Source organism: Bradyrhizobium sp. AUGA SZCCT0176, assembly GCF_018130145.1.
Taxonomy (GTDB): Bacteria; Pseudomonadota; Alphaproteobacteria; order Rhizobiales; family Xanthobacteraceae; genus Bradyrhizobium.
This window is the reverse complement of sequence record NZ_JAFCMB010000026.1, coordinates 69,825-81,512: the sequence shown is the minus strand read 5'-3', so window position 1 is coordinate 81,512 and position 11,688 is coordinate 69,825. Positions and strand designations below refer to the sequence as shown.

Here is an 11,688-nt window from a genome sequence, read left to right as displayed (position 1 = left end):
TGTTTGGCCATCCCGTCCTACTCAGAAGGGCGTCGGCCGTCGTCACGGACGTTGGGCGGGTTGCGGTGGACGCTGGTTTACGCCTCGACGATGGCGTGGATTAGCGTACGGCAAAACCGTGTGGTCCTGGCACCCGTTGCAGGTGTCAAGCTGTCGGGTAGGCGAGAGCTGAACCGCAGCGACGGAGTCAACCCAGAACTCGTCTCCGGGGAGATCACGGCATAAGCCGTAAAGCCATTGCGCAGGGAAGGCCGGGTGTTCTCCGCTGCCCTGTATGCTCGTGTGCACTTTGTTTTGTGCAAACCGCACACGGGACCGCGGGTGCAGCGCGCACCCGGTCTTCCCTGCGCCCTCTCAATGAAAGGGCGGGAAGTTTCCAGAAAACCTCGGGCGCATCGCGTCGCGAGATCGCGAAAGTGCGTTTTGTATGATGGTGGCACAACGAACACCGCCGTCGTCCCGGCCTTGGGCTCAGATGCGCAATTGCGCATCGGGGGACCCATAACCACAGGAAGCAGTTTTGCGAATGGTCTCTGCTACTGAGCTTCACAGAGGGATCACGCGGTATGGGTCCCGGCGTTCGCCGGGACGACATCTCCGTACGTTCAGTTGCACCCTACTGCAGAACCATCAACGTGAACGGATAGACGTAAGCCTGCAGTGTCACCAGCCCGCCGACCAGACACGCCAGCACGATCGAATGCAGGAACACATAACGAAGGATCGAACCTTCGTGGCCGTACCAGTTGGTCGCCGTCGAGGCGACGACGATCGATTGCGCGTCGATCATCTTGCCCATGACGCCGCCGGAGGAATTGGCGGCGGCCATCAGGATCGGCGACAGGCCCAGCTGCTCGGACGTGATCTTTTGCAGATTGCCGAACAGCACGTTGGAGGCGGTGTCCGATCCCGTCAGCGCCACGCCGAGCCAGCCGAGCAAGGTGCCGAAGAAGGGATAGAGCACGCCGGTTGCCGCGAAGGCCAGACCGAGCGTGGCATCGACGCCGGACAGCCGCGTCAGCGTGCCGATCGCCAGCATCGCCGAGATCGTGATCAGCGAGATCGCGCACAGTTTGATGGTGCGGCCGTATTCCGCAATCATCCTCGCCGGCGAGAAGCTCATCAGGAAACCGGAAATGATCGCGGCGATCAGCATGCCGGTGCCGGTGAACGACAGATAGGTGAAGTCGAACAGCGCGGCTTCCGGTGTCGGCTTGGCGGCGACCGGCGGCACCTTGTTGATCAAATTGTGCAGGTCGGCTACCTGATATTTCCAGACGAAGCTGGCGTTCGCCCAGGTCTTGAATCCGCCATTGCCCCAGATCAGCATCACCACGCAGACGATGATCCATGGCAGCAGCGCGCTCCACAATTCGCTTTGCGTGAGCGGCGTCTTGTCCATCGGCTTCGGCGTCGTCATGGTTGCGGCCGATTCATCCTTGCCGCGCAAGGCGGGCGACAACCAAAGCTCCCTGGGCTGCCACACTTTCAGGAACAGGATCAGGCATCCCATCGAAATCAGCGAAGCGCCGATGTCGACGATCCAGGGGTTGATGTAGTTCGAGATCACGAATTGCGGGATCGCGAACGAGACGCCGGTGACCAGGATAGCCGGCCACACGTCCTTCATGCCTTTCCAGCCGGCAAAGGCCCACACCACCCAGAACGGCACGATCAGCGAGAACAGCGGCAATTGCCGGCCGACCATCGCGCCGAGAATATAGGGATCGAGGCCGGTGACCGAGGCCAGCCCCTGGATCGGCGTGCCCAGCGCGCCATAGGCAACCGGCGCGGTGTTGGCGATCAGCGACAGGCCGGAGGCCGCCAGCGGCGAGAAGCCGAGCCCGATCAGAACCGCGCCTGTGATCGCAACCGGCGTGCCGAAACCGGACGCGCCCTCGAAAAATGCGCCGAAGGCGAACGCGATCAGGAGCAATTGCAGGCGACGGTCGTTGGTGACCCCGCCGATGGCGCGCTTCAACAATTCGAAGCGGCCGGTCTCGACCGTAATGCGGTAGAGGAAAATGACATTGAGGACGATCCAGCCAATCGGGAAGAAGCCGACCACCACGCCGAGCAGCGATGCCCGGACCGACATGCCCGCGGGCATGTGGTAGATGGCAATGGTGACGATGTTGGCGACGATCAACGCAATGATGGCCGCGATGTGCGCCTTGACCTTGCCGCTGGCGATCAGCACCAGGAGCGTGACCACCGGCACGGCAGCGGCAGGCGTCGACAAGGTCGCGTTGCCCAGCGGATTATAGACTTGATCCCACATGTTCGGATTCTCCCCGGTTTATTATTGGGCACCCGGCCGTGTGGACGGTCCGGCGTGCCTGGCGCCTGCGGAAACGTTGCTCTCGTCCGCGAGATCGACTGCTGGTTCGGCAGTTCGCCGAAACCCGCTCACAACCTCGCGAAGTCCAGAGGTCCCCCGCCCCTCGCCGTGGCAGCCATGCTAGGGTCAACCCGGTAGCTGCGACAAGCCGCCGCAGGCTGCGAAATCTGCTACTTTAGTCCAAAAACCCTGATTCTTCCGTTCTTTCAGGCCTTTAAGGCCACCTCCCGGAGACGACAATCTGTGAACAGCATCCGCTCGACGCTCGCGACCGTATGGCGGATCGCCGCTCCCTATTTCCGTTCCGAGGACAAATGGGCCGGCCGCGCGCTGCTTGCTGCAGTGATCACGATCCAACTGGCGCTGGTCGCGATCGACGTCCTCGTGAACCAGTGGCAGAATCGCTTCTTCAACGCGCTGCAGGAATACAATTGGGACGTCTTCGTCAGGGAGATCGGCGTCTTTTGCGTGCTGGCGACGTGCGCCGTCGTGCTTGCCGTCTACCAGCTCTACCTCAATCAATGGCTGCAGATTCGCTGGCGGCGCTGGCTGACCCGGCACTATCTCGGCGAATGGATGCACGGCGCCAATCACTACCGCATGCAATTGCAGGGCGACGCGGCCGACAATCCGGACCAGCGCATTGCCGATGACGTCAGGCTGTTCGTCGAGCGGACGCTGGATATCGGGCTCAGTCTTTTGAATTCGGTGGTGACGCTGCTTTCCTTTGTCATCATCCTGTGGGGGCTGTCGGCAGCCGCCCCCTTGCACCTGTTCGGCAAGGAGTACGCCATCCCGGGCTACCTGGTCTGGGGCGCGCTGATCTACGCCATCCTCGGCACGGCGCTGACGCAATGGATCGGCTCACCTTTGGTGCGGCTTGATTTCAAGCAGCAGCAATTCGAGGCCGACTTCCGCTTCAACCTGGTTCGGGCACGGGAGAACTCCGAGCAGATCGCGCTGTTGCAAGGCGAGCGCGCGGAGCGCCTCGGGCTTTGGGCGCGCTTCCACCATGTGATCGAAAACTGGTACGGCATCATGAGCCGGACCAAGCGGCTGACCACGTTCACCGCGAGCTATTCGCAGGCCGCGGTGATCTTTCCCTACATCCTGGTGGCGCCGGCCTTCTTCGAAAAGAAGGTCCAGCTTGGCGGCCTGACCCAGACCGCGTCCGCGTTCGGCAGCGTGCAGTCGGCGCTGTCGATCTTCGTCACGATCTACCGCACGCTGGCCGACTGGCGCGCCATCGTCGCCCGTCTCGACGGGTTTGAAGCAGCCATCGCGAGCGCCACGGCGCTGCAGAAATCGAGCGAATCGATCGACGTCGTCGCATCCCAGGGCGGCACAGCGATCGACCTGCGCGAGCTCACGCTGCGTCTGCCCAACGGCACGGCGCTGGTCTCGGCCGATGCCTTAAGCCTTCGCGGCGGCGAGCGTACGCTGCTCACCGGCCCGTCGGGCTCCGGCAAATCGACCCTGTTCCGGGCCATCGCCGGCATCTGGCCGTTCGGCAGCGGCTCGATCGCCATCCCCGCCGGCGCGTCTGTCATGATGCTGCCGCAGCGGCCTTACTTCCCGATCGGATCGCTGCATGGGGCGATCGCCTATCCCGGCGCAAACGAAACCTTCAGCGCCGATCGGGTCAGGGAAGCGCTTACCCTGGTCGGTCTGCCCAAGCTTGCCGGGCGGCTGGAGGAGGAATCGCACTGGAACCGGATGCTCTCGCTTGGCGAGCAGCAGCGCCTCGGGCTGGCGCGCGCGATGTTGCACGCGCCGCAATATCTATTCCTCGACGAGGCGACGGCCTCGCTCGACGAGCCCTCGGAAGCCGCGCTGTACAATTTGCTTGGCTCGAAACTGCCGCAAACTACCATCGTCTCGATCGGCCACCGCTCGACGCTCGAGGCCTTCCACCAGCGCCACGTCGCCATGGTCCGCGACGGCGACCAGTTCACGTTGCGGGAAGCGGTCAGCGCCCAGCCGGCGCAAGCCTGATAGCCGTCCCGGACTACAGCCAGCGCCGCGGCCAGGGCTGGCGGCGGATCCAGCGATGCCAGACCAGCGCGAACGCGGCCAGAAGCGCCGCGCCCGCCAGCACCGGCACGAACAAAAACGTCCAGGGCAGATTGCCGGAAACCACCAGCAGCGGATTGATCCCCGCCGGCGGATGAAAAGTACCGGTCACATACATCGCCAGAATGGACAGGCCGACCGCGGCGGCCGCGGCCCAGGCATGCGGACCCAGCAACTTCAGCACGGCGAGGCCGACCAGGGCGCTGACGACATGGCCGCCGATCAGCGCGCGCGGCTGCGCCGGCTCCGCGTCCGGCGATCCGATCACCAGCACGATCGAGGTCGCGAACGGAATGACCGCCAGCGGATATTGCGCGACCACCGAGAACCACTCCATGGCGCCGATCGCGAGCGCGCCGCCGAGGCCCGCGACCATCCCCGCCAGAACATTGCGGTGATCGTTGCGGGAGGTCGCGCCCGCGGTGCGCCGCCAATCCCATTTCATCGGAGCCGCCCCAAAAGCAAAGGGGCGGCAGATTGCTCTGCCGCCCCCAAAGGACTTTGAAAGGAAGTCTTCGAGAGAAAGGCCTTACTTCAGGTTGGTCAGCGCGGTCAGGTCAGCCGAGAGCTTGACGATGCCGGCTGCGCCGCACCAGTTCGAACCCACGCCGGACGGATTGATCGCAGTGACGTTGGTTCCGGTAAAGGCGTTGAGTTCGCCGCGAGCGGTGAAGTCGCTGGTGAAAGCGTTGCAATCGCCCTTCGACAGGTTGGTGTCGGAGTAACGGAAGTCCAGCGTGAACACCTTGTAGGTGAAGCCGATGCCGATATTCCAGGTGTTGTAGTCGGCGTAGTTGATGCCGTTCGGGAATACTGCGGTTCCGTAGAACGAGTCCGACGTGCCCAGCCACTGGCGGCCGAACTCACCCGACATGTACATGCCGAGGCCGCTGGTGCCGAACCAGGCGCTCGGCGCGATCGCCTTGCCGACGATCGAAGCATAGGTGCCTTCGGCGCCGCTGTTGAGGAAGCTCGGCGTATAATAGGCGGTGCCACCCAGCGAGAAGTTGTCGTTGAAGGTGTAGTTCACCTTGCCGTAGACCTCGAAGAAGCTGACGTCCTTCTTGAGCACGTTGAGATTGAGCAGGGTGTTAGCCTGGCATTCGGGGCTGAGCGGAACGCCGGCGAAATCGGCGACAGCGCCGCCACCGTATTGGCAGGTTCCACCCGGATAGATGTAGCCCCAGGCGCCGACATCGAAGGCAAAGGCGCCGACCGTCAGGCGGGCACCGCCGTAGGCGTCGACTTCAGCGGCTGCACGGTTGGGGAACGAGATGCTCGCAGCGCCCAGGCCGACGTACAGCTGGAAGTCCTTGGTGACGTTGTAGCGCGGCTCGAAATAGGCGTTGACCGACGGCTTGTGGTTAGACTGGGTGATGCCGCGGAAGATGTAATCGTTGGTGATGCCGGCGCCGAAGGCGATATCCCAGGGATCGAACGCGACAGGCGGCGGGGCCTTCACAGCCTTGACACGCAAGTCTGCCGCGAGAGCCGAACCCGATACCATTGCCAGCGCCGTTGCTAACAAAGCCAGTTTCTTCATGACGATCCCCATCACCTTCTAGAACAGTCCCGTTCCGGTGGCCCCCCAGGGCGAGCGATAACCGACTGCAACCAAACTCAACGGCAATCTGGGACCTGCCGTCATGGGCGTGAAGCAAAAAAGACAATCATCTGCCGCCTTTTTAGGCGTTCTGCCTGTTTCGGAAAATGTTGTCTGCGGGTGTTGCATTCCCACAACAAGTTTGGCGGTCTTCGTGTCCGGCAGGCGACATCTGGAACCGGCAAAACAAGGGGTCAGCTGTCCGCTTGCCTGAACTGCGGCCGAATCAACAGCCTCCGTGGAATCCCGTAGTGAAATTGATCAGCCGGCCTCAAGAGAAAAGCCGCAGCGGTGGACGCTGCGGCTTTCCGATAGATCAACCTTGACGGTCCGCGTTCAACCTAGTGTTGATCGCCGCCATTGGACGAGCCGGAGCCCCATGACGGGGTCGATGACTCCGAACTCGGCGTTGCCCAGCTCGGAGCGGGCGCAGCTTCGGGCTCTGGCGCCGGAGCCGCCACCGGGGCTGCCGGCTTGGACGCGGCAGGCTTGGCGGCGGCTTTCTTTTTCTTCGCCGGGCTCTTCGCCACAGCTTTCTTGGCGGATTTCTTCGCGGCTTTCTTGGCAGCCTTCTTGGGCGCTGCCTTCTTGGCGGATTTCTTTGCGCTCTTCTTCGAAGCCTTCTTGGCCGATTTCTTTGCCGACTTCTTGGCGGCCTTCTTCGACGACTTCTTCGCGGATTTCTTCTTCGCCGCTACCGCCTTCTTGGCCTTTTTAGCCTTCTTGCTTTTCTTGCTCTTCTTCGCTTTAGCCATCGTGGTCCTCCTGTTGCCGCTGGTCGTGTCAGTCGAGCGCTCGAATAGTCGGCCGATCGATTAGTTCAACGCCGGCCTTGTCAGTCCAGGCCCCTTCAACTCAGGTTTTGGACCTCCTGTCGCCCAATCGAGAAGCTCAATCGTGTGCACCACAGGAACTGACGTACCGCCGGCAATCTGCACCATGCACCCAATATTGCCCGCAGCGATCATGTCCGGTTTGACTGTCGCAATATTGGCGATCTTGCGATCGCGCAATCTGCTCGCAATGTCAGGCTGGAGAATGTTGTAGGTCCCCGCCGAACCGCAACACAAATGGCTCTCGGGTACATCTTTCACCACGAATCCATTCTTGGAAAGCAATTCTTTCGGCGCGTGCGTGATTTTCTGTCCGTGCTGCAGCGAACAAGCCGAGTGATAGGCGATGGTGACGTCGCCTTGCTGGCTCGATGGATGCAGATCGATGCCGGCGAGATACTCGGTGATATCCTTTGTCAGCGCGGATATCCGTGCAGCAGGGCCGGCGAATTCGCGGTCCTCGCGCAGCATGAAACCATAGTCCTTGATGACCGTGCCGCAGCCCGACGCCGTCACCAGGATGGCGTCGAGGCCACCTTGTTCCGCTTCGCTTTGCCAGACCGTGACGTTGGCGCGGGCGCGCGCCAGTGCGTCGCCGTCCTGCCCGAGGTGATGAGTGAGCGCGCCACAGCATTGTTCGTCCCTAACCAGCACCACCTCGATGCCGTGGCGCGTCAGGAGATTGATGGCGGCCTGGTTGATGCGCGGCGCCAGCACCTGCTGGGCACAGCCCTGCAGCAGCGCGACCCGCCCCCGCCTGTCGCCAATGGCCGGGAAAACGCTGCCGGCGGCAGGTCCCGGCGCCGGCAGGCTGCCGGGCGCGAGCGCCAGCATCGCCTTGATCCGCCGCAGCAGGGTGGGTGTCGGCGGTGCGGTCTTCGGTGTCGGCAACAGGCCAGCGAACGGTCGGCCCAGCCGCGCCATGATCATGCTGGCGCGGAACAGACCCGGCCGCGGCAGCACAAAGGCCAGCACCGCGCGCAAGGCCCGCTCGCCCAGCGGCCTGGAATAATCCCGCTCGATCCTGACCCGCGCCTGATCGACCAGGTGCATGTAGTTCACGCCCGATGGGCAGGTCGTCATGCAGGCGAGGCAGGACAGGCAGCGGTCGATATGCTTGACCACCTCCTTGGTCGGCGGGCGGCCCTTCTCCAGCATCTCCTTGATGAGATAGATCCGGCCACGCGGGCTATCGAGTTCGTCGCCGAGCAGCACGTAAGTCGGACAGGTCGCGGTGCAGAACCCGCAATGCACGCAGGCGCGCAGGATCTTGTCGGCTTCAGCGATGTCAGGGTCGGCCAGTTGAGCGAGTGAGAATTCGGTTTTCATGTCGCGACCGCCCGCAGCAAGCGGCCCCGGTTGAGGATGTTCTTGGGATCGAAGCTCAGGCGGACGCGCTCGCTCAAGGCAGCCACGCCGCCGGATTGCGGATGGAACACGTCGACATTGCGCCGCACCAGTTCGGACGCCCGGACCAGCATCGCATGGCCGCCGGCGGCATCGACGCGCGCACGCAGCAGGGCCGCCTGCGCGTCCGGCTTGGGCGGCAACGCCGCCCAGATCAGGCCGCCGCCCCAATCGTAGATCACGTCGCCGCCGGTGTCGCGCGAAAGCTGCTGCCCGAGCGCGCCGCCGGAAGCCGGCGGACACACGATCCGCCACACCGGCCACGCCCCCAGCGCACCTTGGGCGGCAAACGGCAGGACATCGCGGATCGAACTCCAGATCGCGGCCGAAACAGCGTCTTGCAGGACCTCCACGGCGCCGAACGGCGCCAGCGCCTTGCCGAGCGAGCTGGCGCGGTCGGCGGCGGAAGCCGCGATGCCTTCGAGCCGCAGCAGGGTCGTCGCCTGCCCCGGCGCTCCGAGCCCGGCCAAGGCGCCGGCCGCGGGCCGGAACGCCTGATACGGCAGATGCGCCGCACCCGACACGTCGTAGGGCGAGCCCAGTGCCGCCGTCATCGCCCGGTTGGCGGTGACATCGTCGAGCCCGCGCAGCACCAGCGTGCGTTCGCTTTCGGGTTTCGGCATCACCTTCAACGTCACTTCGGTCATGACCGCCAGCGTGCCCCACGACCCCGCCAGCAATTTGCAGAGATCGTAACCGGTGACGTTCTTCACCACCCGCCCGCCGGTTTTGAAACTGTCGCCGAAGCCGGACACCGCATGCGCCCCCAAGAGGTGGTCGCGGGCGCCGCCGGCCCTGATGCGGCGCGGGCCGGCAAGGCCTGCGCCGATCATGCCGCCGATGGTGCCGGAGCCGGAGACACCGAGCAGCGCCGAGGTGTCCATCGGTTCGAACGCGAATTGCTGGTTCTTGCTGTCGATCAGCGACAGCACATCGGCAAGCGGCGCCCCTGCCTGGACCGTGATGATCAGCTCGTTCGGCTCATAGGCGGTGACTGCGTTCAGCGCCGACAGCTCAAGCAGGGCATTGGTCGCCATCGGCTGGCCGGCCAGGCGCCGGGAGCCATGGCCGATGATCTCCAGCGGCTGCTCGCTGGCGATCGCCGCCCGCACCACCTGCTCGACGTCCTTGGCGTCACGTACTTTCAAAGTGTCCACGGTGCCAACATCTGCTTCTTGTTGTCATCGTCCGCGAAGGCGGACGATCCAGTAATCGCAAGCACCGCGGCCATGCACTGACGGCGCGGAATACTGGATACCCCGCCTGCACGGGGTATGACGACCGAAAAATGGGTGAGCCTCATTCTTCAAAACCGCGGCAATTCGGGAAACGCCAGCCGGCCTCCGTGCACGTGCACGCGGCCGAGCTCGGCGCAGCGATGCAGGGTCGGAAACACCTTGCCCGGATTGAGCAGGCCCTGGGCGTCGAACGCGCATTTCAGCCGCTGCTGCTGGTTGAGGTCGATCTCGCTGAACATTTCCGGCATCAGGTCGCGTTTTTCGATGCCGACGCCGTGCTCGCCGGTGAGCACACCGCCGAGTTCGACGCAGCAGCGCAGGATATCGGCGCCGAACGCCTCGGCCCGCTCCATCTCGCCGGGCTGGTTGGCATCGTAGAGGATCAAAGGATGCAGATTGCCGTCGCCGGCATGAAACACATTGGCGACGCGCAGGTCGTATTTGGCCGAGAGGTCGCGGATGCGCGCCAGCGCCTTGGGCAGCGCGCCGCGCGGAATGGTGCCGTCCATGCAGAGATAATCAGGGGAAATCCGGCCCACGGCCGGAAACGCCGCCTTGCGGCCGGCCCAGAACAGGTTGCGCTCGGCTTCAGACGTGGAAATCTGCAACGTGGTGGAGCCGCAGCCTTTGGCGATGGCCTCGACGCGGCCGATCAGTTCATCGACTTCGACGCCGGGACCATCGAGTTCGATGATCAAGAGCGCCTCGACATCGAGCGGGTAGCCGGCATGGACGAAGGCTTCGGCGGCGTGGATCGCCGGTTTGTCCATCATCTCCATGCCGCCCGGGATGATGCCGGCGCCGATGATGCGGGCCACGCATTCGCCGGCGGCCTCGACCTCGGCGAAGCCGACCATCAGCGCGCGGGCGGTTTCCGGCTTCTGCAGGATCCGCACCGTGATCTCGGTGATGACGCCAAGCAGGCCCTCGGAGCCGGTGATGATCCCCATCAGGTCGTAGCCTGCGTTCTCGGCCGACTTGCCGCCGATGCGCAGGATTTCCCCTGACATCAGCACGATTTCGCAGCCCAGCACGTTGTTGGTGGTCATGCCGTATTTCAGGCAGTGCACGCCGCCGGAATTTTCCGCGACATTGCCGCCGATCGAACAGGCGATCTGCGATGAGGGATCGGGCGCGTAATAGAACCCGGCATGCGCCACCGCCTGGCTGATGGCGAGATTGGTCACGCCGGGTTCGGTCACCACCACGCGGTTGTCGAAATCGATCTCGCGGATCCGCTTGAATTTGCCAAGGCCCAGCAGCACGCCATCGGCCAGCGGCAGCGCGCCGCCGGACAGCGAGGTGCCGGAGCCGCGCGGCACCACCTTGATGCCCTGCTCGAAGCAATATTTCAGGACTTTGGAGACCTGCTCCGTCGTGTCGGGCAACACCACGACCATCGGCGGCTGCCGATAGGCCATCAGGCCGTCGGACTCGTAAGGCAGCATTTCGGCTGCGCTGTCGATCACGCCCTCACCCGGCACGATCCCCCGCAAGGCGGCCACAATGGCGTCGCGGCGATCCAGAACGGCCTGATCGGAAGCCGGCATCATAATGGCCATGCGTTTCCTCCAGGGCCTAGCGCGTTATCGATTTGTCGCGGTAAATCAAGCACGTCTGGGCGCATTTGGGTAGGCCACACCAATGTCGGATTGCCTTCCCCCAAAACCGTGAGTTCGCTCTCGGGCAAGCCTGCGATGCCGGAACCTGTCAAAGTTTCGTGGCTTGTCCAATCGGAACGAGCCTGCCAAAAGCAATCGACCTCTAGGGAAAGAGACGAAGAGCACCACATGAAAACACCGATCTTGGGTACGCTGGTTGTTGTCACCTCATTGATGGCCGTGTCGGGCGCGCTGGCGCAGGACGTCACCGCCGGCAAATCCTCGTTCAACAAATGCATGGCCTGCCATGCGATCGGCGAAGGCGCCAAGAACAAGGTCGGGCCGGAGTTGAACGGGCTCGACGGCCGCAAGTCCGGCACCACGGCAGGCTACTCCTATTCGGAGGCCAACAAGAATTCCGGCATTACCTGGGGCAAGGATGTGTTCCTCGAATACATCAAGGAGCCGAAGGCGAAGATTCCCGGCACCAAAATGGTGTTCGCCGGCATCAAGAACGAGAAAGAGGCCAACGACCTCTGGGCGTTCCTTGTGCAATACGACAAGGACGGCAAGACCAAGTAACGGCTGCCAA

The 11,688-nt window shown here is 63.5% G+C and carries 9 protein-coding genes; 3 read left to right on the top strand and 6 right to left on the bottom strand.

Annotated features, from left to right (window positions below; genetic code table 11):
• Positions 1-616: 616 nt before the first annotated feature.
• Positions 617-2,281, bottom strand: a complete 1,665-nt coding sequence (locus tag JQ600_RS32990) for an L-lactate permease (RefSeq protein ID WP_212490310.1) — start codon at positions 2,279-2,281, stop codon at positions 617-619.
• 303 nt (positions 2,282-2,584) lie between these two features.
• Here JQ600_RS32990 and JQ600_RS32985 point away from each other — a divergent pair, with 303 nt between their 5' ends.
• Positions 2,585-4,336 (top strand): ABC transporter ATP-binding protein/permease, encoded by a 1,752-nt coding sequence (locus tag JQ600_RS32985; RefSeq protein ID WP_212389129.1) that lies wholly within the window; start codon positions 2,585-2,587, stop codon positions 4,334-4,336.
• Between the two features lie 13 nt (positions 4,337-4,349).
• Here the strand turns inward: JQ600_RS32985 and JQ600_RS32980 are convergent, their stop codons facing one another.
• On the bottom strand, positions 4,350-4,859 hold the full coding sequence (locus tag JQ600_RS32980) for an HPP family protein (RefSeq protein WP_212262901.1): 510 nt from the start codon (positions 4,857-4,859) through the stop codon (positions 4,350-4,352).
• An 84-nt stretch (positions 4,860-4,943) separates the two neighbouring features.
• Positions 4,944-5,957 carry a TorF family putative porin gene (locus tag JQ600_RS32975; RefSeq protein WP_212389130.1) on the bottom strand — a complete coding sequence of 338 codons (1,014 nt, stop codon included), beginning with the start codon at positions 5,955-5,957 and terminating at the stop codon, positions 4,944-4,946.
• Between the two features lie 420 nt (positions 5,958-6,377).
• Here JQ600_RS32975 and JQ600_RS32970 point away from each other — a divergent pair, with 420 nt between their 5' ends.
• On the top strand, positions 6,378-6,836 hold the full coding sequence (locus tag JQ600_RS32970; RefSeq protein ID WP_212389131.1) for a hypothetical protein: 459 nt from the start codon (positions 6,378-6,380) through the stop codon (positions 6,834-6,836).
• Here the strand turns inward: JQ600_RS32970 and glcF are convergent.
• From glcF to JQ600_RS32955, 3 genes are all read right to left on the bottom strand, one after another.
• Positions 6,833-8,179 carry a glycolate oxidase subunit GlcF gene (gene glcF, locus JQ600_RS32965; RefSeq protein WP_212389132.1) on the bottom strand — a complete coding sequence of 449 codons (1,347 nt, stop codon included), beginning with the start codon at positions 8,177-8,179 and terminating at the stop codon, positions 6,833-6,835. The genes JQ600_RS32970 and glcF overlap by 4 nt on opposite strands.
• Entirely contained in the window at positions 8,176-9,414 is a 1,239-nt protein-coding gene (locus tag JQ600_RS32960; RefSeq protein WP_212389133.1) for an FAD-binding protein, read from the bottom strand. Before JQ600_RS32960 ends, glcF begins: the two co-directional genes overlap by 4 nt.
• Before the next feature lie 149 nt (positions 9,415-9,563).
• The gene (locus JQ600_RS32955) at positions 9,564-11,057 is read right to left on the bottom strand and encodes an FAD-linked oxidase C-terminal domain-containing protein (RefSeq protein ID WP_212262906.1); all 1,494 of its coding nucleotides are present in this window, start codon (positions 11,055-11,057) and stop codon (positions 9,564-9,566) included.
• Between the two features lie 228 nt (positions 11,058-11,285).
• Here JQ600_RS32955 and JQ600_RS32950 point away from each other — a divergent pair, with 228 nt between their 5' ends.
• Entirely contained in the window at positions 11,286-11,678 is a 393-nt protein-coding gene (locus JQ600_RS32950; RefSeq protein ID WP_192738960.1) for a c-type cytochrome, read from the top strand.
• Positions 11,679-11,688: the final 10 nt, after the last annotated feature.